Genomic DNA, 26368 nt, shown 5'->3' with positions numbered 1-26368 from the left:
ATCGATGTGGTTAAGGATGATGTCGTGATTGAACATGGCGGGCTGTCGCTCGGTATTCGTCGGTCAATTCAGACGATCATACTCAGAAAGCCGCGCCACGCCTCGCTCATATGAGGGGATGGCTAAGGGCCCAAGCAATTGAAAATAAATAAGTTTAAATTCAAATAAAACGACAAGAACGTCACAAAAACAAGAGGTACAACAATATCTCAAAATTTAGATCTCTTTGTCTAAATAAGAGCATGCGCCGGATCACATAACCACCATCTATTTCATGAGGGCTTGACGCATTGTTGTTAGGTTCAATGCAGCAACACCAACGACACCCTATCAAAAACGCTTTTAATAAAGGGACAATATATGCTCAGTCAAATTCAACGCTTTGGCGGAGCAATGTTTACTCCTGTACTACTGTTTCCATTTGCAGGTATGGTAGTGGGCATTGCAATCATGCTGAAAAACCCCATGTTCGTGGGAGAGTCGCTGGCCAACCCGCAAGGGTTGTTCTTTCAAATAGTCCATATTATTGAAGAGGGTGGCTGGACCGTATTCAGAAACATGCCACTTATATTTGCCATTGGCTTGCCCATAGGACTGGCAAATAAGGCGCAGGCACGAGCCTGTCTCTCCGTTTTGGTCAGCTTCATGACCTGGAACTATTTTATCAACGCCATGGGGATCACCTGGGGCAGTTATTTCGGGGTCGACTTCAGTCAGGATATGGGGGGTGAAAGTGGCCTCGCCATGGTGGCCGGGATCAAGACGCTGGATACCAGCATCATAGGTGCCATCGTCATCTCCGGCATAGTGACGGCGTTGCACAACCGCCTGTTTGACCGCCAGCTGCCGGTCTTCCTCGGCATCTTTCAGGGCAGCTCGTTTGTCACCATAGTCGCCTTCTTCGTGATGATCCCCTGCGCCTGGCTGACCCTGCTGGGGTGGCCCAAGGTACAGATGGGCATCGCCTCCCTGCAGGAGTTCATGCTGATCTCGGGCCCGCTCGGTGTCTGGGTCTATACCTTCCTAGAGCGAATTTTGATCCCGACCGGCCTGCATCACTTTATCTATGGCCCCTTTATCTTCGGCCCTGCGGCAGTGGAAGGTGGCATCCAGCTCTACTGGGCGCAGCATCTGCAGGAGTTCAGCCAGAGCACTCGCCCGCTGATTGAGCAGTTCCCTCAGGGTGGCTTTGCCCTGCATGGCAACTCGAAGATTTTCGGTGCCATGGGGATTGCCTTGGCCATCTACGCAACGGCAGCCAAAGAGAACAAGGCCAAGGTGGCAGGCCTGCTGATCCCGGCCACTCTGACCGCCATGCTGGTCGGCATCACAGAGCCGCTAGAGTTCACCTTCCTCTTCATCTCGCCGCTGCTGTTTGCCATCCACGCCCTGCTGGCCGCCACCATGGCCACCGTCATGTACCTGTTCGGTGTCGTCGGCAACATGGGCGGCGGCCTGCTCGACCAGTTCCTGCCGCAGAACTGGATCCCCATGTTCCACAACCATGCCAGCATGATGTTTACCCAGATAGCCATAGGCCTGGCGTTCACCGGGCTCTGGTTCCTGATATTCAAAAGCCTGATCCTGAAATTTAATTTGAAAACCCCGGGGCGGGAAGACAGCGAAATAAAGCTGTATTCCAAAGCGGATTATCAGGCAGCCAAACAACAACGAGGCAGTGATATTGCGACTCAAATTATCGAGGCACTCGGCGGCAGTAACAATATAAGGAGCCTGAATAATTGTGCCACCCGCTTAAGAATATCGCTGATACATGCCAGCCAGGCGGCGGCAGATGACATTTTCAAACAACTGGGCGCCCATGGTGTGGTTCGCCATGGCGACAGCATCCAAATTATTATCGGTCTGCATGTGCCTCAGGTACGTGAAAATATGGAATCGATAATGAACAACCCCACTCAATCCTCTTCTTTCGTAACGGAGTCATGATCATGAAAAAATTCTCTGTAGTCATCGCCGGCGGCGGCAGCACCTTTACTCCTGGTATCGTTCTGATGTTGCTGGAGAACCAGCATCGTTTCCCGCTCAAGGAGATCAAGTTCTACGACAACGACGGTGCCCGCCAGGAAGTCATCGCCGAGGCATGCAGGATCCTGCTCAAGGAGAAGGCACCCGAGATTGCCTTCAGCTACGGCACTGACCCCAAGGCAGCCTTCAGCGAGGTGGATTTTGTCATGGCCCACATCCGGGTCGGTAAATACCCGATGCGCGAGCTGGACGAGAAGATCCCCCTGCGTCACGGCGTGGTCGGTCAGGAGACCTGCGGCCCGGGCGGCATCGCTTACGGCATGCGCTCCATCGGCGGCGTGCTGGAGCTAGTCGATTACATGGAGCAGTACTCCCCCAACGCCTGGATGCTGAACTACTCCAACCCGGCAGCCATAGTGGCAGAGGCAACCCGTCGCCTGCGTCCCAACGCCAAGATCCTGAACATTTGTGACATGCCGATCGGGATCGAGGGGCGCATGGCCCAGATCGCCGGCCTCAAGTCGCGCAAGGAGATGAGAGTACGCTATTACGGCCTCAACCACTTCGGCTGGTGGACCCGTATCGAGGATCTGGCAGGCAACGACCTGATGCCGCAGATCAAGGAGCATGTCGCCCGCCACGGCTATGTGCCCGATCACGCCAGTCATGCCGAGGCAAGCTGGAACGATACCTTCGCCAAGGCCAGGGATGTGTGGGCGCTCGATCCGGATACCCTGCCCAACACCTACCTGAAGTACTACCTCTACCCGGACTATGTGGTCGCCCATGCCAACCCGGAGCATACCCGCGCCAATGAGGTGATGGAGCATCGCGAGAAACAGGTGTTCAGCGCCTGCCGTGCCATCGTCAAGGCGGGTCACTCAGCAGCGGGCGAGCTGGAGATAGACGAACACGCCTCTTATATAGTGGATCTGGCCACCGCCATCGCCTTCAACACCCAGGAGCGAATGCTGCTGATAGTCCCGAACCGGGGCGCCATCAGCAACTTCGACCCCGAAGCCATGGTCGAGATCCCCTGCCTGGTGGGCAGCAGCGGGCCGGAGCCCTTGCAGGTCGGCACTATCCCCCTGTTCCAGCAGGGCTTGATGGGCCAGCAGGTGGCGGTCGAGAAGCTGGTGGTGGAAGCCTGGGTCGAACGCTCCTACCAGAAGCTGTGGCAGGCGATCACCCTGTCCAAAACGGTGCCGAGCGCCTCGGTAGCGAAGGCCATCCTGGATGACCTGGTGGCCGCCAACAAGGATTACTGGCCGCCGCTGCAATAAATCGCCCATAAACAAAAACCCCCTCGGTGAACGAGGGGGTTTTTCGTGGTCCCAACGACTGCTGTTCGGTCAGCGCAGGGATTTGACCGAGCGACGAACGATCAGTTCGGGCTCTACCGTCATGGACTCGACTTCCAGCGCCTTGTTGCGGATCCGGCTCACCAGGTGCTTCACCGCCAGCAGGCCAAGCTCGGCCTTGGGATGACGAATGGTGGTGAGCGGCGGGCTGGAGAAGCGCGCCATTTCCACGTCGTCATAGCCGATGATGGAGATGTCGTCCGGCACCTTGACCCCGGCTTCCCAGGCGGCGCAGATGGCACCGATGGCCATGGGGTCGTCGAAGGCAAACACAGCCGTCGGGCGAGGCGTGAGGGCCAGGATGCGCTGCATGGCATCGAAGCCGCTCTGGCTCTCGTAATCCCCTTCGAAGATCTGCGCGTCTTTCAGGGTCAGGCCATGTTCGCCCAAGGCGTCGCGTACCCCATCCAGTCGCTGCTGGGTAGTCGGCTTGGCGATCTGGCCCGTGATGCAGACGATGTCCGTGTGTCCCTGCTCCAGCAGATGGCGCACGGCCAGACGCGCACCTATACGGGCGTTGTCGTTGATCACGTTGGCGAAATCGCACTCGGTTCCCCAATCCAGCACCACCTGCGGCACATTCTTGTGAATGCGCAGCATGTCACGCAGCGGGGTGTCGATATCGGTTCCCAGCACCAGCAGGCCGTCGACCCGCTTCTCCATCAGCATTCTCAGGTAATGCTGCTGGCGGGGCGGCTGGTTTTCGGTGTTGCACAGGATCAGGCTGTAACCCTGTTCGAAACAGTACGCTTCCACCCCCTGCACCACTTCAGCAAAGAAGGGGTTGGCACTGGTGGTGACCAGCATGCCTATGGTTTTGGTTGAGTTTATCTTGAGGCTGCGCGCTACCGAGTTGGGCGCGTAGTTGAGTTCTGCCACCGCCTCAAGCACTTTTTGGGTTGCATCTTCGCTGACCCGACGGGTGTGATTGAGTACATGTGAGACGGTGGAGATGGATACGCCTGCCCGTGAGGCGACATCCTTGATAGTGGCCATCTCTGTCTCCTGAATATCAAAAGCGGAACATTAGCAGATTTCCCAAATAAAGGCTTGGTTTTAACAGGCACTGCCGATGAATTGTCAATGCAGGCTAATCTAGGTGCTCCTTTCTATTTGCGCAAACGGATTTTGGTCAAAACGGGAGCAGTGTCAGAGTAAAATATCATCAGTTTTTTCATCTACCATCTGTCACCAGCACACCTTGTTATGAAGATGTTAACTCCACAGGTCAGTATTAACGTCTAAAAAATAATTTCAAATCAGCTATTTGCTTCAAAAAAGCACTATTTCACCCGCTCTGGTTAGTATCTTTAACAGCTTGTTATTGCCCAGCGAGGAATGATAGAACCATAACTATTACCGGACTGGCGGGATCTCGGTCCGGAATGGCACACGGGCAATGAAACAATCCACTGATTAAGGGACGAATCGATGAATAAGTTGAGCAAAATGGCAGTCAGGGCAGCGGTTTCTATGGCTCTGTTCGGATCGGTATCACAGGCCCAGGCGGCTGACACCATCAAGATCGGCATTGCCGGTCCGGTCACCGGCGCGGTCGCCCAGTATGGTGACATGCAGTTCACCGGCGGCAAGATGGCGGTCGAGCAAATCAACAAGGCTGGCGGCATCAATGGCAAGCAGATCGAAGCCATCATCTATGACGACGCCTGCGATCCCAAGCAGGCCGTGGCGGTCGCCAACAAGGTGATCAACGACGGTGTCAAGTTCGTGGTCGGCCACCTCTGCTCAGACAACACCCTGCCCGCCTCCGACATCTATGAAGATGAAGGCGTGCTGATGATCACCCCCGCCTCCACCAACCCCAAGATCACCGAGCGCGGCTATCAGCTGGTGCTGCGCACCATAGGTCTGGACAGCGACCAGGGCCCGACCGCCGCCAAGTACATCATCGATCAGGTCAAGCCCAAGCGCGTGGCCATTATCCACGACAAGAAACAGTACGGTGAAGGCATCGCCACCAGCGTGAAGACATCTCTGGACAAGGCTGGCGTGAAAGTGGTGGCGTTTGAAGGCGTCACGGCCGGTGACAAGGACTTCTCCGCCCTGATCGCCAAGCTGCAGAAAGAGAACGTCGATTTCGTCTACTACGGCGGCTACCACCCTGAGCTGGGTCTGATCCTGCGTCAGGCAGGGGAGAAGGGGCTGAAAGCCAAGTTCATGGGTCCGGAAGGGGTAGGCAACAAGGACATCTCCGCCATCGGTGGCCCGGCTTCCGAAGGTCTGCTGGTAACCCTGCCGAACAAGTACGATCTGGTGCCGACCAACGCCCCGCTGGTGGCGGCGTTCAAGGCCAAGGGTCAGGACTCTTCCGGTCCCTTCGTGTGGACTACCTATGCTGCGGTGCAGACCCTGGCGGCCGGTATTGCCAAGGCGGGTGAGGATGACCCGGCTGCGGTCGCTGCCGCCATCAAGGCCACACCGATCGATACCGTCATGGGCACCCTGAGCTGGGCGCCGAGTGGTGACCTGAAAGGCTTTGAATTCGGTGTGTTCCAGTGGCACGCCGACGGTACCTCCACCCAAGTCAAATAATCTGCCGGTCGGGGTGACATGAGTCACCCCTCTTTTCTTTGCGGGCAAGCACAGGGATCGCAGTATGTCCGAACACCTCCTTTACCTGGTTCAGCAGCTGCTGAACGGGTTAACCATAGGTAGCACCTATGCGTTGATCGCCATTGGCTACACCATGGTCTATGGCATCATCGGCATGATCAACTTCGCTCACGGCGAGGTTTACATGATTGGTTCCTATGTCGCGTTTATGGTGATGGCCGGGCTCATGATGATGGGCATCGACAGCACCTTCCTGCTGCTGGGAGGCGCCTTCCTGGTCAGCATTATCATCACGGGAACCTATGGCTGGACCATAGAGCGGGTCGCCTATCGCCCGCTGCGGGGTGGCAACCGCCTCATCCCCCTCATCTCCGCCATCGGCATGTCGATCTTCTTGCAGAACATGATGCGAATGGCGCAGGGCTCGCGTGATATCGCCATGCCTACCCTGATCTCCGGGGGCTGGACCCTGGGCGCCGGGGACGGCTTCCAGGCCAGCCTCTCCTACATGCAGCTCATCATCTTCGTGGTGACCTTCATCACCATGCTGGTACTGACCCAGTTCATCGGCCGCTCCCGCATGGGCCGTGCCTGCCGCGCCTGTTCGGAAGATATCAAGATGGCCAACCTGCTGGGGATAGATACCCACGTGGTCATCTCCATCACCTTCGTGCTGGGGGCCACCCTGGCCGCCGTCGCGGGCGTGCTGCTCGGCATGTATTACGGCGTCATCAACCCCTACCTCGGCTTTATGGCTGGCCTGAAGGCCTTCACTGCAGCGGTATTGGGTGGCATAGGCAGCATTCCCGGCGCCGTGCTTGGCGGCCTGCTGCTGGGGGTGGTGGAAGCACTCACCGCCGGTTATCTCAGCACCGAGTACAAGGACGTGATGGCCTTCGTCCTGCTGATCGGCGTCTTGCTGTTCATGCCCACCGGCATTCTGGGTCGCCCGGAGGTCGAAAAAGTATGATAAAACCTCAATGTATTCATGCACCTGTCTCCTGTCTGATGCGGCTCTTCATGTCCATCAGCGACATTCTCGGCCGACCGGAAGGGGAGAAAGACTGATGAAAAGCCAATTCATTCACGCTTGCATCGCCAGCCTGGTATTGCTGGTGCTCTCCTTCTGGTTGCTCGGTTTCAAGCTCGAGACCGACGGCACCCGTTTGCTGGTCATCAGCCGCCTCGACGTGTCACTGGCCTGGCTGGTGGGCGGTGCCGCCCTGGTATTCTGGTTCCAGATGTTGCGCGGCCAGATCAGCCGGCTGTTCAACGGCTCCATCAGCGGCTTCTCCATCGGCTTCAACAAGCTGGTGCTGCCAAGCCCGGAAGAGGCACCAAAGCTCTATAACCTCACCGCCGTGCTGGTGCTGCTGTTTGCGGTCAGCTGGCCCTTCATGGCCTCGCGAGGCGCCATCGATCTCGCCACCCTCACCCTGATCTACATCATGCTGGGACTGGGGCTGAACGTGGTGGTGGGCCTGGCCGGTCTGCTCGATCTGGGCTATGTCGGCTTCTACGCGGTCGGCGCCTACAGCTATGCCCTGCTCAACACCTATTTCGGGCTGAGCTTCTGGGAGTGTCTGCCCATCGCGGGCCTGATGGCGGCTACCTTCGGCTTCCTGCTCGGCTTTCCTGTGTTGCGGCTGCGGGGAGATTACCTAGCCATCGTCACCCTGGGCTTTGGCGAGATCATTCGCATTCTGCTCAACAACATGACCAGCCTCACCGGCGGCCCGAACGGCATCTCCGGCATTCCCAAACCGACGCTCGGTGGCCTGGAGTTCAACCGCACCGTCAAGGACGGTGGCTTTGGCACCTTCCACGACTTCTTCGGCATCGCCTACAACGCCAACCACAAGGTGATCTTCCTCTACCTGATGGCGCTGGTGCTGGTGGTGGCCACCCTGTTCGTCATCAACCGGTTGCTGCGCATGCCGCTGGGCCGCGCCTGGGAAGCACTGCGGGAGGACGAAATCGCCTGCAAGTCACTGGGGCTCAACCCCACCATCATCAAGCTGACCGCCTTCACCATTGGCGCCACCTTTGCCGGTTTCGCCGGTAGCTTCTTCGCCTCGCGCCAGGGCTTTATCAGCCCGGAATCCTTCGTCTTTATCGAGTCGGCCATCGTCCTTGCGATTGTGGTGCTGGGGGGCATGGGCTCCCAGATCGGGGTGGTGCTGGCCGCTATCGTGATGACGGTGCTGCCGGAGCTGGCCCGTGAATTCAACGAGTACCGCATGCTGATGTTCGGGCTGCTGATGGTGTTCATGATGATCTGGCGACCACAGGGACTGCTGCCGATGACCAGACCTCACCTGGAGCTACAGAAATGAGCACTCATCAGAAGTTGTTGGACGTCTCTGATCTGTCGATGCGCTTCGGTGGGCTGCTCGCAGTCAACGGCGTCAAGCTGGACATAGACAAAGGGGAGGTGATCTCCATCATTGGCCCCAATGGCGCGGGCAAGACGACCGTCTTCAACTGCCTGACCGGCTTCTATCGCCCGAGCGGCGGCGTTATTCGCTACAAGGGTGAGGAGATCCAGGGGCTGCCCGGTCACCTCATCGCCCGCAAGGGGATAGTACGCACCTTCCAGCATGTGCGGCTGTTCAAGGAGATGACGGCGGTGGAGAACCTGCTGGTGGCCCAGCATCGCCACCTCAACACCAGTTTCATCGCCGGCCTGTTCAAGACCCCGGCCTTTCGCCGTGCCGAGCAGGAGGGGCTGGAACACGCCGCCTTCTGGCTGGAAAAAGTGGGCCTCAAGGATCTCTCCAATCGCACCGCCGGCAACCTGGCCTATGGCCAGCAACGCCGGCTCGAAATCGCCCGCTGCATGGCAACCCGGCCCGATCTGCTGATGCTGGACGAGCCAGCCGCCGGCCTCAACCCGCACGAAACCGATGAGCTGAACGAGCTGATCATCAACCTGCGGGACGAATTTGGCGTCTCTGTGCTGCTTATCGAACACGACATGAAGCTGGTGATGGGCATCTCCAACCGCATTTTCGTGGTCAATCAGGGCACCCCGCTGGCCCACGGCAAGCCGGATGAGATCCGCAACAATCCGGCCGTGATCAAGGCCTATCTGGGCGAATCGTAGGACCCAAGGAGTCACGATGTTAGAACTTCGCAACGTATCGACCCACTACGGCAAGATCCAGGCACTACATGACGTCAGCGTTGAGGTGAAAGAGGGGGAAATCGTCACCCTGATCGGCGCCAACGGCGCCGGTAAGACCACCTTGCTGATGACCCTGTGCGGCGAGCCCAAGCCCAGCAGCGGCAGCATCTGGTTCGAGGGGGAGCAGATAAGCTCCCTCACCACGGCCCGCATCATGCGCAAGGACATCGCCGTGGTGCCGGAGGGGCGTCGCATCTTCGCCCGCCTGACGGTGCAGGAGAACCTGCTGATGGGTGCCTTCTTCGTCGACAAGGCCGAACAGCATGGGCTGCTGGATCAGGTGTTCACTCTGTTCCCGCGGCTGCACGAACGGCTGGAGCAGCGGGCCGGCACCATGTCAGGCGGCGAACAGCAGATGCTGGCCATCGGCCGCGCCCTGATGAGCAAGCCGCGCCTGCTGCTGCTGGATGAACCCTCACTGGGGCTGGCCCCCATCGTCATCCAGCAGATCTTCGACACCATAGAGCAGCTGCGCCAGAAGGGAATGACCATCTTCCTGGTGGAGCAGAACGCCAACCAGGCACTCAAGCTGGCCGATCGGGGCTATGTGCTGGAGAACGGCCATGTGGTACTGCATGACACAGGCGCAGCCCTGCTCGCCAACCCGGCCGTGCGGCAGGCTTATCTCGGCGGCTGACAGGCGTGTCGACGTTCACCATAATGACAAGGGAGCCGCTGGCTCCCTTATCTTTTGTGGGGTTAGTTTGCGCCCCGGCTTGCGGTACACTGACCGGTAATCAACCTATTCGCAGGACCTCTCAATGGACCAGTTTGCCCATATCAGTGCCCATGATGCCCACCAGAAGCTCAGCGCTGGTGAAGCCCGCCTCGTGGATATTCGCGATCCGCAATCCTTCGAGGCTGCCCACGCGGTCGGCGCCTTCCACCTCACCAATGGCACCCTGGTGCGCTTCATGGATGAGGTGGATTTCGATACCCCCGTGATAGTGATCTGCTATCACGGCAACAGCAGCCAGGGGGCAGCCCAGTATCTGCTGCAACAGGGCTATGACCAGGTCTACAGCCTGGATGGCGGCTTCGAGGCGTGGCGCAAAGCATTCCCCGTTCAGGCAGGCGACGCATGACAGGGGCGGGCAAGTCTTCCTCAACCGGCATGATCCAGCTGCTGGTGCTCGATAACGCCCGCATGGCCCAGGCGCTGGTGGACTACCTTGCGACGCTGGGCATCTCCTGCGAGCTGACCCAGTCCGAGCTCGGCGTCTCGGTCTGGCTGGCGGACGAGCAGCGCCTCGCCCAGGCCCAGCTGGAGGTGAAGCGCTTCCTGGCCGAGCCGACCCATCCGCGCTACATGGAGGCCTCCTGGCAATCAGGCAGCGCCGATGCCCGCATCGACTACAGCAAGGGAATGACGGATCCCATCACCGACTTCCTCCATCAGGCGGGGCCGCTGACCCTGGTGGTGATCATTGCCTGTCTGGCCATCTATGCGCTGAATGCCATCGGCCTGCCGATCTTTGACGAGCTGGCGTTCCACCTGACCATGGCCCAGTTTACCGACTGGCAGGCGTGGCGTTACTTCACCCCGGCTTTTATCCACTTCTCGGTGCTGCACCTGGTGTTCAACCTGCTGTGGTGGTGGTATCTGGGGGGCCAGATAGAGCAGCGCCTCGGCAGCGGCAAGCTGCTGATCCTGCTGCTGGTGGGGGCTGCCCTGCCCAACATCGCCGAGTTCTTCGTCAGTGGCCCGCGGTTTGGCGGCCTCTCCGGCGTTGTCTATGCCCTGCTCGGCTACTGCTGGCTGCGCGGCAAGCTGCAACCGGCCTGCGGCCTCACTCTGCCACCGGCGCTGATGGGTTTCATGCTGTTCTGGCTGGTGCTCGGTTTCTTCGACTTGCTCGGCACCAGCACGGCCAACATGGCTCATCTGGTGGGTCTGCTGGTCGGTCTGCTGCAAGGCTGGCTGGACAGAAACCACCAGCCAGCCTGACGGTTTGCCCTGCCCCAGTCGCAGAAACGAAAACGCCGCCCCGAAGGGCGGCGTTCTTATTAGCCGACTGGCTTACTGCTTGAGCAAGCTGCCATTGGTCACCTGGACCAGGGTACCGCCACTCATGAAGAAGCTGCCAAATTGTGACTGCATCTCTGTGGTGACGTCACCGCTCGGGTCGAAGTTCTCGTCCGGTGCCAGCAGCGAGCTGTGACCACCGGCCACGAAGCGGGCCGCGTTGCGGCTGGCCGCGCCGGTGGCGGTCAGGGGCTGCAGTGCCAGCACCTTGAACAACGGCTCGGTACCACCCAGCGGCGCGGACGCAATGCTGTTCGGGATCACCTGATCCGATAGGCTCAGCGCACCGTCACCCACGATCTCGGTGGCAAACAGCGGGAAGTCCGCCTTGATGCCGCGACCGAGGTTGATCGGGTCAGCCGAATCCAGCAGCGATTGAGCCGCGAAGCTGTAGCTCTGCAGCGTGCTGGCTGCGGTCGCCTGAGTGGCCGCGTCCAGGCTCGGCAGGAACTCGTTGACGAAGCAGGTCGGCACCGCCGTTTGGCAGTTGGGAGCATAGGCGGCGAAACCGGCCTTCAGCTCGGCACTGCCGCCGGTCAGCACGCCCATCTTGATGGTCGGGCCGAAGGCCGGCGAGTTCAGCAACAGCGGCGCTATGCCGCCACCCGGCATGGCCAGGCCACCGGTGTCGAACTTGAACAGGGCATCCGCCTGCGCGTTGCCTATGGGCTGGTTGGCTACTGCCAGCAGATTGGCTCCGGCAATGGCCCCCAGCGAGTGGCCGAGGAAATGCACCTTGAGGCTGCCGGCCGTCCCGATGGCCCCTTGGGCGTTGGCCAGGCCAACCGCCAGACGCAGGCCCAGCAGATCCGCCACGCTCTGTTTCAGGTTGTCCCGCGCCACAGTCAGGTAGCTCAGGTTCAGGTACGGCATCGGATTGTCGGAGGTGGTGACGGTATCCGTGCTGCCACTTAGGGCATAGCCACGCTCACCGTGCAGCGGATGATCGATCACCACTACAGCCACCTTTTTACTTACCCCCATGCCCGCGCCGATCTGGCCCAGTGCCAGCGCATAGGAGTCCTCTTTGATGGAGGTGACGCCGTGCTGATAGATGATCACATCTGTGATGGTCTTCAGGTCATTGGTTGCGGCAAATATCCGCATCGGCACGGATTGCACCTCTTCCAGCATCGGCAGCGGGTTGAAGCGACCGATATTGCGCTCGGCATCCAGCGGCTTGCCGCCGGAAGTGAGCGTCACCCCGATCAGCTTGCTCGCCTCGGCCAGCAGCTCGCTCTGGCGGGTCGGATCGGCAATCAGCTCACCCAGCAGGGCCGGATCCACGCCCGCCCCCACCAGCCCGGCGATCACTTCGCTGTCAGACGCTTTCAGCGCATTGGCGATGGCGTACAGGCTGGGGATGGCACCGTGCCAGGACTGGGTCTTGGCCTTGTCCCATGAACCGGCGGTCGCTGGGGTAGAGAGGAAGTAAGGGAGCTTGACGCTACCGGTGTAGACCTGCGTCATGCCGGCGATGCCGGTCAGCGTCGGGCTGGCGGCAACGGCGGCGGCAATGGCACCCTTCTGCTCCTGCGGCAGGAACTGCTCATTGTCCAGCTGGGTCAGGAAGGTGTTGCTGCCGGTCACGGCCAGGGTATAGGTGCCGGGCAGGCTGGTGTTGCCCAGGGCATCCTGTTTCCACAGCGATGCGGCGTCCAGAGTCGGGCTCTTCAGCACGGAAGCGGCGGCACTCTTCACCGCCACCAGCACATCGGCGCCGGATTGGGTACCGAACCAGTCGGAGAAGATCACATGGTCCGTGGCGATGCCGGTCGCGGCCTTGAACAGCCCTTCCTGCAGCGCGATCAGACCGTTGATGGTCTGCTCCTGGGCATTGCTGCCGGCGTTGTTCTTGTAGTTGCCGTAGTCACTGCCTGCCTTGAGGGCATCGCCGCGACTGTCTTTCAGCGAATCAGTGGCCACTATCATGTAATAGGAGGAGGGGTTCAACGGCTTGAGCGGAACCAGGTTCAGCTTGCCGGCCGAGGCGGCCACCACGAAGTCCACACCGTAGGTCAGCACCGTCTTCACGCCGCTCGGGCGCAGCGCCGTGCTGTCGAAGGTCAACTCCAGCAGGTAGAGCGGAGCCACTGAAGCGCCAAACTCGGCCGCCGTCGGTGCCTGAACCGTGATGCCGGAGGAGGTAACAGGCACGATCTGGATAGCCTGGGTCGTAGACCAACCATCCAGCGTCGACATGGCGGAAACAGGGTTGGAGAGATCTGCGGTCTCGGTGGAGAATTTCAGGGTACCATCGCTGGCCCGGGCCGCCAGGGCACTGGGGCGCACTGCGTTGGAACCGGTCAACAGATAGTCGAGATAGCTTGAAGTGTCGCCTTTGTTATCATCACTGCCACCACAGCCAGCCAACAGGGCACTGACAACTGCGGCATAAATTAGCTTCTTTTTCATATCCTTATCTCTTTTTAGTTGTTATCCATGATGTGCTGACGGGGTAGGGTGAAAACCCGACCGAACCATATTAACAGCAACGCAACATTTTTTAAGCGTCTGGTCGGTCATCTGATCTGCTTTTTTTGTGTACAACATCAAGGAATTGGAATAGAAACGGGACCCGATAGGTTAACAGCTTCACTCCGGATACCAGACCCGACCAGCAACGCCCCCAGCTCCTGATGGCAAAAAGCCACCCCGATCTCGGCAAAGCGGCTTAATTGTCGGTAGAATGTCGCCATTGCTTAAGGAGAACCACATGATCGACCCGAAGAAACTGGAAGAGATCGCCAAACAGGTGCACAACTCCCTGCCGCCCGGCATTCGCAGCATGGGTGAAGAGGTGGAAAAGAAGATCCGTCAGGTATTGCAGTCCCAGCTCAACAAGCTGGATCTGGTCAGTCGCGAGGAGTTTGACGTGCAGACCAAGGTGCTGCTGCGCACCCGCGAGAAGCTGACCGCCCTCGAGGCCAAGCTGACGCAGCTGGAACAGCAGCTCGGTGCCAAAGGCGAGTAACACGCTGACACCGCCGGCTCGCACGGCGCATAAAACAAACCCCAGCCAGGCTGGGGTTTGTTGTTTCTGAAGCTCGAGCGCCATCGGCCGTCATATACGACTGACACCGCTTTGATGCCTACCGATTCGCACGCTCAACTCAGATGAACTCGTAGGCATCGCCGAAGATGCGCTCAGGCTCGGCACCGAGGATCTTGAACTCCTCTCGCGCCGCTCCAGCCATCTCGAAACGGCCAGCCACATAGATGTCGTAGTCATGCAGACTGACGAAGTCATCCATGATGGCCTTGTGCACCAGACCCGTCTTGCCGGTCCAGTCGCTTTCCGGCTCCTGCACCACAGGGATGAAGGTCAGCGGTGCATAGTCGCGCTCCCACTGCTGCATCTGCTCCTGTTCATAGAGCCAGTGCGCCTGGCGCACCCCCCAGTAGACGAAGACGGGGCGCTTGCTGCCGGTGTCTATCAGGAACTCCAGAATGGAACGGGCATAGGAAAAACCGGTGCCCCCCGCCATCAGGATCAACGGACGGGGCGACTCTTCCCGCAGGAAGGCCTTGCCTGCCGCCAGTTCGATCTCTATCTCTCCCTGCTCGCGCATGCGGGCCAGCACCTGACCTGCATAAGCGTTCTCGGGGGTGGCGCCGATCTGCAGCTCCAGTACCCCAGGGCGGGTCGGTGAGTTGGCGATGGAGAAGGGGCGTTTGTCCGAATCGCTCATCACCACCAGCAGATACTGGCCCGGCTTGAAGCTGACCGCTTGCTGCGGCGTCAGGGCCACGTGCCAGATGGTGTCGACATATTCGCGCAGTTCCTCTACGCGGCACTTGATACGTTGCATTCTTATCCTTGTGACGGGCTCGCTCGGCCCGCTTTCGCTCATTGATTCACTGTAGATTCACGACCAGTGCAGCTGGTCAGGTTTCCCGAGCATACCCAATTCCGCCCGGAGATCATCAACCTTTTGTACCCGAACGGCGGTAGCAGCACGGATCCTCTGGCTGGCCGGGCTGGGTCGACCCGGCCCGCGTGATATAAATCCCAGGCAACCAGGCCTAGCCGAGAATAGCCAGCTCATCCCAGATGGCATCCACCTTCTGCTTCACTGCCTCGTCCTGGACTATGGGTTGCCCCCACTCGCGGTTGCTCTCCCCCGGCCACTTGTTGGTGGCATCCAGCCCCATCTTGGAGCCAAGGCCGGAGACAGGCGAAGCGAAGTCGAGGTAGTCGATCGGGGTGTGTTCGATCAGGGTGGTATCCCGGGCAGGGTCCATCCGGGTGGTGATGGCCCAGATCACATCCTTCCAGTCGCGGGCGTTGATGTCGTCATCGCAGACGATCACGAACTTGGTGTACATGAACTGGCGCAGGAAAGACCAGACCCCCAGCATCACCCGCTTGGCATGGCCCGGGTAACGCTTCTTGATAGTCACCACCGCCATCCGGTAAGAACAGCCTTCCGGCGGCAGGTAGAAATCCACTATTTCGGGGAACTGCTTCTGCAACAGCGGCACGAACACCTCGTTCAATGCCACGCCGAGCACCGCCGGCTCATCGGGCGGACGGCCTGTGTAGGTGCTGTGGTAGATGGCATCACGGCGCATCGTCATGTGAGTGATGGTGAAGACCGGGAACTCGTCCACCTCGTTGTAGTAACCGGTGTGATCCCCGTAAGGCCCCTCGGGCGCCATCTCCCCCGGCTCCAGATACCCCTCCAGCACGATTTCGGCGCTGGCGGGCACCTCCAGCTCACAGCTCAGCGCCTTCACCACTTCGGTGCGGCTGCCCCGCAGCAAGCCCGCGAAAGCATATTCGGAGAGACTGTCCGGCACCGGTGTCACTGCGCCGAGTATGGTCGCAGGATCGGCGCCCAGCGCCACCACCACGGGGAAGCGCTCGCCCGGGTGGGCTTCCTGCCACTCGCGAAAATCGATGGCGCCACCGCGGTGATCCAGCCAGCGCATGATCAGCTTGTTCTTGCCGATCTTCTGCTGGCGGTAGATGCCGAGGTTCTGCCGTTTCTTATAGGGACCGCGGGTGATGGTGAGGCCCCAGGTGACCAGGGGCGCCACATCACCGGGCCAGCAGTGCTGGATCGGGATCTGGTCCAGATCGACCGCCTCCCCTTCCAGCACCACCTGCTGGCAAGGGGCGGAGGAGAGCCGCTTGGTCGGCATATTGAGCACCTGCTTGAAGATGGGCAGCTTCTCCATCAGCTCCTTGAGACCGCGCGGCGGCTCGGGCTCCTTCAGGTAGGAGAGCCAGGTCCCCACCTGACGCAGGGCGCCGACGTTGGGCTGGCCCATGCCCATGGCGACCCGATCCGGGGTGCCGAACAGGTTGGTCAGCACCGGCATGCGGTAACCTTTGGGATTTTCGAACAGCAGGGCCGGGCCACCCGCACGCAGGGTGCGATCGCTGATCTCCGTCATCTCCAGATAGGGATCTATCTCGCGGGTGATGCGCTTGAGTTGTCCGTTTTGTTCCAGCTGCGCGATGAAATCACGCAAATCCTTGTATTTCATGCAGGTACCCTGTGTTCAGGCGATGCCGCATTATAACCCCGGCGAAGCGACGGGTGTACCCGTATCGGGCAGCATCACAGGACTGGCATGGCGCTTTTCCTGCTGGGTGAGCCGATCGGCGAGCTGGGCCAGCAGCCTGGGTTCATCCATCTGCAACAGCAGACTGGCCACCTGACCGCTGTACTGACGTTTGCCAAGTTTGGCCAGCAGGAACTTCTGCGCCGAGTCGGGCAGGGGTGAGAGCTGGCTGAGTTGTTGCAGGGCGGGCAATGTCAAACGACTGTTGCGGCTGGCGGCGATGAGCAGGTCGCTCGCCGTCTGCCCCTGATGAAAACGGGCCACGCTCATGAGGGCAGCGATGCTGTCGTGATCCACCGGCTGGTGCCACAGCTTCTGATAGAGGGCGGTATCGCCAGTGCGCTCGACCAGCTGTCGCAGCAGCTGATTGTCGGGCAGGAAGATGCTCATGGCGGCCAGCTTGCGCGCCTCGCGCTGCAAGACAAAACGCGGCTGCCGCTCGAGGACTGCCAGCAACGCCTGCTGCTGCAAGGCCAGGTCCCGGTTGCGGCTGTTGTAGATCTGTTTGAATTCGAAGCTGTTCTGCTCCAGCAGCTGGCGGTAGTTGTCCTGCCAGACCTGTTGCTGCCAGCGGCTCAGTACCAGCCGCGCCGCAGCGGCAAAATCATAGGCAGGCTGCTGGACCAGGAAACCGTCCATCTCCTTCTCCACCAGCCAACGGGGTGCCTTCACCGACTGGGCACGCACCCACAGCAGCAGTTCGGGGGAGCTTGCGCTGGGGCTGGCATCCAGGGTGGTAAGTAGCCGGCACAGCAGGTATTCCCGCTGGCCCACGGCCAGCGAGTCCAACAGCGAGTCCATGGCAGCAAACTGCCCCTGCTGTAGACGGCTGCCCAGATAATCGAGATGGCCCTGCAGCCCTTCATCGGCGACCAGCTCGGATCTGGGCACCGAGGGGGGGGCAGCATGCACCGGCATGCCCATCAGCCAACCGAGTCCTATCAGAAGTACCAGCTTCATGACGTCCCTGTCCTTGTGACATCGAGGTTTCATACTACTCAAGCGACCGGAAAATAGATAAACAAAAACCGCGACCTAAGCCGCGGTTTCGTCATTGTCCGACCAGATTACTTCTGTTGACGCCGCATGGAGTCAAAGAATTCGTCGTTGGTCTTGGTGGCAGCCAACTTGTCGATCAGGAACTCGATGCTGTCGATCTCACCCATGGGGTGAATGATCTTGCGCAGGATCCACATCTTCTGCAGCTCGTCACCGGTCGTCAGCAACTCTTCCTTCCGGGTACCGGAGCGGGTGATGTCGATGGCCGGGTAAACGCGCTTCTCGGCAATTTTGCGCGAGAGGTGCAGTTCCATGTTGCCGGTCCCCTTGAACTCTTCGTAGATAACCTCGTCCATCTTGGAACCGGTATCAACCAGCGCGGTCGCTATGATGGTCAGGCTGCCGCCTTCCTCAACATTACGCGCGGCGCCGAAGAAGCGCTTGGGTCTGTGCAGGGCGTTGGCGTCCACACCACCGGTCAGTACCTTGCCGGATGAGGGTATGACGGTGTTGTAAGCACGGGCCAGACGGGTGATGGAGTCCAGCAGTATGACCACATCCTTCTTGTGCTCGACCAGGCGCTTGGCCTTCTCGATCACCATCTCGGCGACCTGGACGTGACGGGATGCCGGCTCGTCGAAGGTGGAAGCGATCACTTCACCCTTCACCATGCGCTGCATCTCGGTCACTTCTTCCGGGCGTTCGTCGATCAGCAGGACGATCAGTTCACAGTCCGGGTGGTTGTAGGCGATGCTCTGGGCGATGTTCTGCAGCAGCATGGTCTTACCGGCCTTGGGCGGCGCCACGATCAGGCCGCGCTGGCCTTTACCGATGGGGGAAGCCAGGTCCAGCACGCGGGCAGTGATATCTTCTGTCGAACCATTGCCCCGTTCCATGCGCAGACGCTCGTTGGCATGCAGGGGAGTCAGGTTTTCGAACAGGATCTTGTTGCGGGCGTTTTCCGGACGGTCGTAGTTGACCTCGTTGACCTTGAGCAGCGCGAAATAACGTTCGCCCTCTTTCGGTGGCCGGATCTTGCCGGAGATGGTATCGCCGGTACGCAAGTTGAAGCGGCGGATCTGGCTCGGGGAGACATAGATATCGTCCGGGCCTGCCAGATAGGAGCCGTCTGCACTGCGCAGGAAGCCAAAACCATCGGTCAGGATTTCCAGCACACCGTCGCCAAAGATATCCTCACCACCCTTGGCATGCGCCTTGAGGATCGCGAAAATAATATCTTTCTTGTGCGCCCGAGCCAGATTTTCTAACCCCATGGATTCGCCAAGCTTGACCAGCTCGGACACAGGAGTGTTCTTTAATTCAGTCAGATTCATAGTGGTGAAAGTCTGTAAGCAAGGATTGAAATGAGGAGACAGTCTGCTGGATTGATGCTGATCGGATTTGATTTGCCGGGCTGTTGTTAAGCAAAGAGTCAGGCAAAAAGGTTAGCAAACGAACGATAAACTAGCACCAATCGGGACGAGCGTCTAGGTGATAAAATACAAGGAGCGCATTATTGCAATGCGCTCCTTTTTGATTATTACAGGTTACCGTCCAGAAACTCTTTCAGCTGAGTCTTGGACAGGGCACCGACCTTGGTCGCAGCCACTTCGCCATTCTTGAACAGCAAGAGGGTCGGAATACCGCGAATCCCATACTTGGGCGGAGTGTCGGCGTTATGGTCGATGTTCAATTTCGCCACTGTCACACGACCGGCATACTCTTGGGCGACTTCGTTCAGGATCGGGGCAATCATCTTGCACGGACCGCACCATTCGGCCCAGAAGTCGACCAGAACGGCGCCATCGGCTTTGATTACATCTGCCTCGAAGCTGGCATCGCTCAGCTGAACAATCTTGTCACTCATCTCCAACTCCAGTCAGTAATTAAGGCTTTATTGACGTATCAACAAAGGCAATAGTTGCCCTATTTGAAATGATCCTGTTTATTATTGCAAGCCTAACCTGATAACCTACCGCCATGAGCAAAACACACTTAACGACCGAAAAATTCGCCCAAATGGGCCTCGAACCCGAAGTTCTGGCTGGTCTGGAATCAAAGGGATTTCACTATTGCACGCCCATCCAGGCTCTGTCTCTGCCGTTGCTGGTAGAAGGCCATGACCTCGCCGGTCAGGCCCAGACAGGAACCGGCAAGACCATTGCCTTCCTGGCCGCGACATTCAACTATTTGCTGACCCACCCGCTGACCAATCCCCGTCTGGTTAACCAACCCAGAGCCATCATCATGGCGCCCACCCGGGAACTGGCAGTACAGATCTACAACGATGCCGACAGCATAGCCGCCTCTACCGGCCTCAAGCTTGGCCTCGCCTACGGCGGCGAAGGTTACGACAAGCAGCTGGCCGTGCTGGAGCAGGGCGTCGACATCCTGATCGGCACCACCGGCCGCATCATCGACTACTTCAAATCCAAAGTCATCGATCTGAGCAATATTCAGGTCGTGGTACTGGATGAAGCCGATCGCATGTTCGATCTGGGCTTCATCAAGGACATCCGCTTCCTGTTTCGCCGCATGCCGGCACCGACCGAGCGGTTGAGCATGCTGTTCTCCGCCACCCTCTCCCTGCGGGTGCAGGAGCTGGCCTACGAGCACATGAACCACCCGGAACACGTGCAGGTGGAGCCTGAACAGATGACGGGCGTGCGCATCAAGGAGGAGCTGTTCTACCCCTCCAACGAAGACAAGATGCTGCTGTTGCTCTCTCTGATGGAAGAGGAGTGGCCAGAAAAAGCCATCGTGTTCGCCAACACCAAACATATCTGTGAAGACGTGCAGGCGTGGCTGGAGAATGACGGCCACCGCGCAGGTCTGCTGACCGGTGACGTGCCGCAGAAGAAGCGGATGAAGATCCTGGAAGAGTTCACCAAGGGGTCGCTGGACATCCTGGTCGCCACCGACGTGGCTGCCCGTGGTCTGCACATCCCGGACGTGACCCACGTCTTCAACTACGACCTGCCCGACGACGCCGAGGACTATGTGCACCGTATCGGGCGTACCGGTCGTGCCGGCAAGAGCGGTCACTCCATCAGCCTGGCCTGTGAAGACTATGCCTTCAACCTGCCTGCCATCGAGGAGTACATCCACCACCCGATCCCGGTCAGCAAGTATGACCGCGAGGCGCTGCTGGATGACGTGACCGCACCGAAACGGGTCGTTCGTAACCGCCAGCCGGTGAACCGCAACATGCGGGATCGCCAGGGTGGTGCCAACAGCAACAACCGTCGTCGTCCGCCGCGCAAGAGCTGAAGGACAGGCCCAGTTGTACAACTCGCCGCTCTATGCCGCCATCGACCTTGGCTCCAACAGCTTTCATATGCTGGTGGTGCGCGAGGTCGCCGGTGCGCTGCGCACCGTCACCAAGGTCAAGCGCAAGGTTCGCCTCGCCGCCGGGCTCGATCCGGAATTTCGTCTCAGCCGTGCCGCTATGGAGCGGGGCTGGGACTGCCTGCGCCTGTTCTCCGAGCAGTTGCAGGACATTCCGGCCGACAACATCCGGGTGGTGGGCACAGCTACCTTGCGCCTTGCCACCAACGTCGATGAGTTCCTCAGCGAAGCGGAACGGGTGCTCAACCACAGCATAGAGATCATCTCTGGCGAGGAAGAGGCCAAGACCATTTACGAGGGGGTCTCCTGGACCTCTGCCGGGGAAGGCAACCGGCTGGTGATCGACATCGGCGGCGCCAGCACAGAGCTGGTGATCGGCGAGCACAGCGAAGCGAAACTGCTCAACAGCCTGCACATGGGCTGCGTCACCTGGCTCAACAACCACTTCGGTGATGGCGAGCTGAGCGAAGCCCGCTTCGGACAGGCCATCGCGGCCGCCAAGGCGGTGTTGGAGAAGGTGGCGGAAGACTACCGTACGCTGGGCTGGCGCACCTGCGTCGGCGCCTCCGGCACGGTACAGGCGCTGCAAGAGATCATGCTGGCGCAAGGGAAGAGCGAGCGGGTCACCCTGCCGAAACTGCAGGAGCTGATGGGTCAGGCCATCGCCTGTGGCAGGCTGGATCAGCTGCAACTGGAAGGGCTGGCGGCCGAGCGGCTGACCGTGTTCCCCTCCGGTCTCGCCATCCTGATCGCCATCTTCGAAACTCTGAACATCGAGAGCATGACCCTCGCGGGCGGCGCGTTGCGAGAAGGCTTGATCTACGGTCTGCTTGGCAACAATCACGACTGTGATGCCCGGGATCGCACCGCAGACAGCCTGATCAGCCGCTATCAGCTGGATACAGAGCACGCCGAGCGGGTGCGCGATACCGCCGTCGACGCATTCAACCAGCTGCAACCGGCCTGGCGACTCTCCAAACGCTACGGGCGCCCGATCTTGCGCTATGCAGCCCTGCTGCACGAGATCGGCCTCTGTATCGAGTACAAGAAGGCGCCGCAGCACGCCGCCTACATCATCGACAACATCGACATGCCGGGCTTTACCCCTGCGCAAAAAAAGCTGTTGTCGGCCCTGCTGTTCAACCAGCGGGACGAATTCAAGCTGGAAACCCTGGAGAAACAGGGTGCCGTCACCGGTCGTCAGGCGATCCGCCTGGCCCGTATCCTGCGCATCGCGCTGATCCTCTGCATGCGTCGCACTCAGGGCACAGTACCCAGCTTCACCCTGCAGGCCGATAAAGAGGCACTGATTCTGACCCTGCCCAAGGGATGGATGGATGAACACTACCTGCGCGCCAGCGAATTGCGACTCGAAGTGGAACGCCAGCAAAAGATGGGCTGGCCCACTCGCTTGCTGGAAGCCTGATCCAGAAACTTGCTTGTTTGGGAGCCGATCATGCCGGATTACCAACCTATCAGCTGCGATCTCTACGACTGGCTTGAAATTGCCGCCAGCTGGCAATTGCCGGTGAGCCTCACCAACCGTGATGGTTACCAGTGGGATGACAATATCCGCACCATAGAAGCCAGCGAAGGGGTTGAGTATCTGCTGTTGCACAGTGGCGAGCGGCTCAGCCTGGCAGAGTTGGCGACCTTGCGCCTGAACTGGCAAGGGGAAGATAAGTTAATCCGCTTCGCTCCAACTCGCTGAATCCAGTACAAAAAATGAGGGCCAACATGGTGTTGGCCCTCCTTTTTTACATCCGCGGCTCACACAGACCGTTAACCCGCCGCCAGCGCCGCCATGACATAGACATCGAAGCGGTTGCTCTTGGTCTCGATGGCCATGCTGGGTTTGTGCTCATTGAGCCAACCCGCGTAGTCGGGGCGCTTTACCACCACCCGTTTCTCCGCCATCTTGAGGGCCGCCGGCAACAGGGCATCCGCATCGAGATCCGGCCCCACCAGCGACTGGAACACCCGCATCTCTTTTTTCACCAACGCCGACTTCTGCTTGTGGGGGAACATGGGATCGAGGTAGATGACATCAGGCCGCTCGGTCAACGCCAGCAGGTTATCCACCGCGGGGCCTTGCAGCAGCTGCATCCGCTCGCTGACCCAGGGGCCTATCTCGGGATCCTGCGCCGCCCGTATCAATCCATCCTGCAACAGAGCCGCCACCACAGGGCTGCGCTCAATCAAGGTCACCTTGCAGCCGAGGGAAGCCAGCACGAAGGCATCGCGGCCGAGCCCGGCAGTGGCATCCACCACGGTAGGCATTGCACCGGCCTTGAGCCCGACCGCCTTGGCAATGGACTGACCGCGCCCGCCGCCGAACTTGCGTCTGTGGGCTACGGCTCCTTCCACGAAGTCCACATAGACGGCACCCAGCTTGGGTTCGTCCAGCTTGCGCAGCTCCAGCCGCTCGGGCGTAAACACCAGCGCGAACTGGGGGTAGTCGGTCTGGTCAAGCTGGCTGGCCAGCACGTGTGCCTGCGCGGCCTTGGTGGGGTCTTCGAGGAGGATTTGCATGATCTTGGCTGCGTTCTAAGTTCAATGGGCGGAGTGTATCACAGCCCCTTTATGCGGCTGTAGGGTGTGTCGTATCGGGGCAAAGTGGCATGGCGAGAAGACACGACAGGCTGACCCTGGCGCTAGAGCAGGTATCGGCTAGCTGCTCTGCAGGAACATGCTCTTGTCGTTGAGTTGCAGGTATTCGATCAGGTCGTCATATGCCAGTGGACGGCTGAGCAGGAAACCCTGGGTGAAGGCACACCCCTTCTGGCAGAGGAAGTTGAGCTGCTCGCGAGTCTCCACCCCCTCGATCACCACCTGCATGCCGAGGTTGTGCACTATGTTGATGATGCCGTCGAGCAGCAGCCTGTCCTGCTCGTTGAACGGGATATGGCGCACGAAGGCCCTGTCAATCTTGACCAGATCCACCGGGAAGTTGCGCAGGTAGTTGAGAGCCGAATAGCCGGTGCCGAAGTCGTCGATGGCCAGCTTGCAGCCCGCCTCCCGCAGGGCATCGATCCGCACCCTGTGCTGATCACTGGTTTCCATCAGCAGGGATTCGGTGATCTCGATGACAATATCGCAGGGGTCGAGCCCGAAGTGGTGGATCACCTTGAGCCACTCGCTCGCCTCCGGATCTATGGTCTGGAACTCCTGGGTGGAGCGGTTAATGGACATCTGCAGATCCGGGAAGCCGGATTGCTGCAACCGCGCCAGATCCCGACACGACTGCCAGAGCACCAGCGCTCCCAGCCCCTGAATGAGCCCGGCCTCTTCCGCCAGCGGAATGAAATCAGCCGGCGAAACCTGGCCCCACTGGGGGTGATACCAGCGCACCAGCGCCTCCAGCTTGGCCACTCGGCCGCGGCGGTTGTCCCAGATGGGCTGATAGGCCATGGTCAGCTGCTCCAGCTTGATGGCCTCCGCCAGATCCTGCTGCATCTGGTGACGCTGGCGCACCTCCTCCCGCATGGAGACGCAGTAGGTGCCGAGCTGGCGCCCCTGCCGCTTGGCGGCAAACAGCGCCTGTTCGGCGTTGCGCAGCAGCTCGTCGCTCTCGACGCCATCCCCGGGGCAGAGGGTGATGCCGATGGTGGCGGTCACATAAAGGTGCTGGTTGGCCAGCATAAAGGGACGGGCGAAGCCCCCTACCACCTGCTTGGCGAATACCTCGGCCTGCCGACGGTTGACTATACCGGGCACCAGGAAGGCGAACTCGTCGCCACCGATGCGGGCCACCAGATCATCGGTACGTACCCGGCTCACCAGCCGATCCGACACCTCCCGCAGCAGGGCGTCACCGGCGTGGTGATCCATGCTGTTGTTGACCGCTTTGAAATTGTTGAGGTCGAGCACCATGAGTGCGAAACGCTCGCCCCGCTCGCAGAAGCGGCTGAGACAGCGGCCAAACAGCCAGCGATTGGGCAGGCCGGTGAGGTTGTCGTAGTTGGCCTGAGCGGCGATTTTCTGCTCCGCCAGCTTGGTCTGGGAGAGATCGCTGAAGATGCCTATGTACTGGCTGATCTTGCCCCCTTCCCGCAAGGTGCTGATCATCAGCTGCTGGGGGTAGAGCTTGCCGTTCTTGCGCTTGTTCCACACCTCGCCACGCCAAACCCCTACCCGCTCCAGCGCGTGATACATGTCGGCGTAAAAGGCCTGATCGTGCAGCCCGGACTTGAGCATGCTGGGGCGCTGACCGCACACCTCACTCTCGCTGTACCCCGTGATCTGCTCGAACGCCGGATTGACTGAGATAATGCGACTGTCGGCATCACACACCAAAATGGCTTCGGAGAGATTGTCATAGACCCGGTGGGAGAGTTTGAGCTGCTCGGCATGACGCTTGAGAGGATCGATATTTTCCAGCACCACCATCAGGTAGTCGGGCTGCAGCTGCTCGTCCCGCACCAGGGTGACTGTGGCCCGCCCCCACAACACCTGACCATCCCGGTGCAGGTAACGCTTCTCCTGAGTGAAGGCGGTACGCTCACCGCGCTTGAGCTCCCCATAACAGGGGGCGCTGCTCAGCCAGTCTTCCGGATGGTTGAGTTCGGCGGCAGGGCGGTGCTGCAGCTCCTTCTGGCTGTAACCCAGCATCTTCTCGATGGCCGGGTTGGTCCAGAGGATCCTGCCATCCAGATCCAGCTTGCCGATCCCCACGGGGGCGTGGGACATCATGGTGTGCAGAAAGTGGTGATACTCAGGCTGATTCAGCACAGGTAACTGCTGACACATCAGCGCCAGCTCGCGGCCCGCCAGCGGCGCCAGCAGCCGCAGCAAGCCCATCACCTTGTCCATGTTGGCGAGCGGTTGCTTGAACAGCACGCTGCAGAGGCCGATAGTCTCGCCCTGGGCATTCTTGAGGGCCACGGCGGCATAGGCCTGAATATGCCAGGCCTGCAACACGGCGGCATGAGGGAACAGCTGCTGGACGCGATCGCTGAACCAGGCCTCCCCCTGTTGCAGGGCGATCTCCCCCGGGGTGGCGCTGATCGGAAAACTGAAATGGGTGGTGTCGAGAGACGCAGGGTGGACGGCGTGTACCTTGAAAAACAGCCCAGCTTGATCCCTGCCTGAAATCAGGACGAAATCGGCCCTGACCGCTGCGGCGATTTCACTCACAAAGGTATCGAAATATCCCTGGCCACTCGAATGAGACAGACTTGAGATGATTTGATAGACAGACTCGAGTGCTCGCCTCATGGCAAGGTTCTTTCTCTCCTTGGAAGGTAGAACCCGACTCTACTGAAGAGGCGGGGACAGTGCAAACATGCACTCCGCAAGATATTAAAAAGC

At 59.7% G+C, this 26368-nt stretch carries 22 protein-coding genes; 13 read left to right on the top strand and 9 right to left on the bottom strand.

Features of this window, described 5'->3' with window-relative positions; translation table 11 throughout:
* Nucleotides 1–360: 360 nt before the first annotated feature.
* Together GWQ22_RS14160 and GWQ22_RS14155 are read left to right on the top strand one after the other, a co-directional pair.
* On the top strand, nt 361–1950 hold the full coding sequence (locus GWQ22_RS14160) for an alpha-glucoside-specific PTS transporter subunit IIBC (RefSeq protein ID WP_275930695.1): 1590 nt from the start codon (nt 361–363) through the stop codon (nt 1948–1950).
* Nucleotides 1947–3272, top strand: coding sequence for a 6-phospho-alpha-glucosidase (locus GWQ22_RS14155; RefSeq protein ID WP_275930694.1), 1326 nt, complete (start codon nt 1947–1949; stop codon nt 3270–3272). Before GWQ22_RS14160 ends, GWQ22_RS14155 begins: the two co-directional genes overlap by 4 nt.
* A 69-nt stretch (nt 3273–3341) precedes the next feature.
* On the opposite strand, the gene GWQ22_RS14150 is transcribed toward GWQ22_RS14155, so the two are convergent.
* Complete coding sequence (locus GWQ22_RS14150; protein ID WP_042036086.1) at nt 3342–4346, bottom strand: substrate-binding domain-containing protein; 1005 nt, start codon at nt 4344–4346, stop codon at nt 3342–3344.
* A 435-nt stretch (nt 4347–4781) separates the two neighbouring features.
* Here GWQ22_RS14150 and GWQ22_RS14145 point away from each other — a divergent pair, with 435 nt between their 5' ends.
* The 7 genes from GWQ22_RS14145 to glpG all read left to right on the top strand — a co-directional run bounded on the left by GWQ22_RS14145 (nt 4782) and on the right by glpG (nt 11059).
* Entirely contained in the window at nt 4782–5903 is a 1122-nt protein-coding gene (locus tag GWQ22_RS14145) for a branched-chain amino acid ABC transporter substrate-binding protein (RefSeq protein WP_275930693.1), read from the top strand.
* 64 nt (nt 5904–5967) lie between these two features.
* Nucleotides 5968–6894, top strand: coding sequence for a high-affinity branched-chain amino acid ABC transporter permease LivH (gene livH / locus GWQ22_RS14140; protein ID WP_108535676.1), 927 nt, complete (start codon nt 5968–5970; stop codon nt 6892–6894).
* A gap of 97 nt (nt 6895–6991) precedes the next feature.
* A complete protein-coding gene (locus tag GWQ22_RS14135; RefSeq protein ID WP_042036083.1) occupies nt 6992–8260 on the top strand; it encodes a high-affinity branched-chain amino acid ABC transporter permease LivM in 1269 nt (422 codons plus the stop codon).
* Complete coding sequence (gene livG / locus GWQ22_RS14130; RefSeq protein ID WP_042036082.1) at nt 8257–9030, top strand: high-affinity branched-chain amino acid ABC transporter ATP-binding protein LivG; 774 nt, start codon at nt 8257–8259, stop codon at nt 9028–9030. The genes GWQ22_RS14135 and livG overlap by 4 nt, the downstream gene beginning before the upstream one ends.
* A gap of 16 nt (nt 9031–9046) precedes the next feature.
* On the top strand, nt 9047–9748 hold the full coding sequence (locus GWQ22_RS14125) for an ATP-binding cassette domain-containing protein (protein ID WP_042036080.1): 702 nt from the start codon (nt 9047–9049) through the stop codon (nt 9746–9748).
* Nucleotides 9749–9872: 124 nt separating this feature from the next.
* The gene (gene glpE, locus GWQ22_RS14120) at nt 9873–10196 is read left to right on the top strand and encodes a thiosulfate sulfurtransferase GlpE (protein ID WP_042036079.1); all 324 of its coding nucleotides are present in this window, start codon (nt 9873–9875) and stop codon (nt 10194–10196) included.
* Nucleotides 10197–10225: 29 nt separating this feature from the next.
* Nucleotides 10226–11059 carry a rhomboid family intramembrane serine protease GlpG gene (glpG, locus tag GWQ22_RS14115; RefSeq protein ID WP_042036117.1) on the top strand — a complete coding sequence of 278 codons (834 nt, stop codon included), beginning with the start codon at nt 10226–10228 and terminating at the stop codon, nt 11057–11059.
* Nucleotides 11060–11131: 72 nt separating this feature from the next.
* Here the strand turns inward: glpG and GWQ22_RS14110 are convergent, their stop codons facing one another.
* Nucleotides 11132–13552, bottom strand: coding sequence for a VolA/Pla-1 family phospholipase (locus GWQ22_RS14110; protein WP_275930692.1), 2421 nt, complete (start codon nt 13550–13552; stop codon nt 11132–11134).
* A gap of 301 nt (nt 13553–13853) precedes the next feature.
* Here GWQ22_RS14110 and GWQ22_RS14105 point away from each other — a divergent pair, with 301 nt between their 5' ends.
* Nucleotides 13854–14111: an accessory factor UbiK family protein gene (locus GWQ22_RS14105; protein WP_042867376.1), complete on the top strand. Its 258-nt coding sequence runs from the start codon at nt 13854–13856 to the stop codon at nt 14109–14111.
* Nucleotides 14112–14250: 139 nt separating this feature from the next.
* Here GWQ22_RS14105 and fre read toward each other — a convergent pair whose 3' ends face one another.
* From fre to trxA, 5 genes are all read right to left on the bottom strand, one after another.
* The gene (gene fre, locus GWQ22_RS14100; RefSeq protein ID WP_042036076.1) at nt 14251–14949 is read right to left on the bottom strand and encodes an NAD(P)H-flavin reductase; all 699 of its coding nucleotides are present in this window, start codon (nt 14947–14949) and stop codon (nt 14251–14253) included.
* Nucleotides 14950–15163: 214 nt separating this feature from the next.
* A complete protein-coding gene (gene ubiD / locus GWQ22_RS14095; RefSeq protein WP_042036075.1) occupies nt 15164–16633 on the bottom strand; it encodes a 4-hydroxy-3-polyprenylbenzoate decarboxylase in 1470 nt (489 codons plus the stop codon).
* Between the two features lie 30 nt (nt 16634–16663).
* Nucleotides 16664–17671: a hypothetical protein gene (locus GWQ22_RS14090; RefSeq protein WP_275930691.1), complete on the bottom strand. Its 1008-nt coding sequence runs from the start codon at nt 17669–17671 to the stop codon at nt 16664–16666.
* A gap of 107 nt (nt 17672–17778) precedes the next feature.
* Nucleotides 17779–19044 carry a transcription termination factor Rho gene (rho, locus tag GWQ22_RS14085; RefSeq protein WP_042036072.1) on the bottom strand — a complete coding sequence of 422 codons (1266 nt, stop codon included), beginning with the start codon at nt 19042–19044 and terminating at the stop codon, nt 17779–17781.
* Nucleotides 19045–19250: 206 nt separating this feature from the next.
* The gene (trxA, locus tag GWQ22_RS14080; RefSeq protein WP_005307306.1) at nt 19251–19577 is read right to left on the bottom strand and encodes a thioredoxin TrxA; all 327 of its coding nucleotides are present in this window, start codon (nt 19575–19577) and stop codon (nt 19251–19253) included.
* A gap of 113 nt (nt 19578–19690) precedes the next feature.
* Between trxA and rhlB the strand changes: the two genes are divergently transcribed.
* From rhlB to GWQ22_RS14065, 3 genes are read left to right on the top strand one after another with little or no spacing between them, the layout of a single operon-like run.
* Nucleotides 19691–20980, top strand: a complete 1290-nt coding sequence (rhlB, locus tag GWQ22_RS14075; RefSeq protein ID WP_275930690.1) for an ATP-dependent RNA helicase RhlB — start codon at nt 19691–19693, stop codon at nt 20978–20980.
* A gap of 13 nt (nt 20981–20993) precedes the next feature.
* The gene (gppA, locus tag GWQ22_RS14070) at nt 20994–22484 is read left to right on the top strand and encodes a guanosine-5'-triphosphate,3'-diphosphate diphosphatase (RefSeq protein ID WP_275930689.1); all 1491 of its coding nucleotides are present in this window, start codon (nt 20994–20996) and stop codon (nt 22482–22484) included.
* A gap of 30 nt (nt 22485–22514) precedes the next feature.
* The gene (locus GWQ22_RS14065) at nt 22515–22769 is read left to right on the top strand and encodes a Rho-binding antiterminator (RefSeq protein WP_275930688.1); all 255 of its coding nucleotides are present in this window, start codon (nt 22515–22517) and stop codon (nt 22767–22769) included.
* Nucleotides 22770–22840: 71 nt separating this feature from the next.
* Here the strand turns inward: GWQ22_RS14065 and GWQ22_RS14060 are convergent, their stop codons facing one another.
* Both GWQ22_RS14060 and GWQ22_RS14055 read right to left on the bottom strand, forming a co-directional pair.
* A complete protein-coding gene (locus GWQ22_RS14060; protein ID WP_275930687.1) occupies nt 22841–23590 on the bottom strand; it encodes a class I SAM-dependent methyltransferase in 750 nt (249 codons plus the stop codon).
* A gap of 138 nt (nt 23591–23728) precedes the next feature.
* Nucleotides 23729–26275: a bifunctional diguanylate cyclase/phosphodiesterase gene (locus GWQ22_RS14055; protein ID WP_275930686.1), complete on the bottom strand. Its 2547-nt coding sequence runs from the start codon at nt 26273–26275 to the stop codon at nt 23729–23731.
* Between the last annotated feature and the right edge of the window lie 93 nt (nt 26276–26368).

The organism is Aeromonas sp. 1HA1, assembly GCF_029237385.1.
Classification (GTDB): Bacteria; Pseudomonadota; Gammaproteobacteria; order Enterobacterales; family Aeromonadaceae; genus Aeromonas; species Aeromonas popoffii.
The sequence above is the reverse complement of the archived record's forward strand: the minus strand, read 5'-3'. Positions and strand labels throughout refer to the sequence as shown.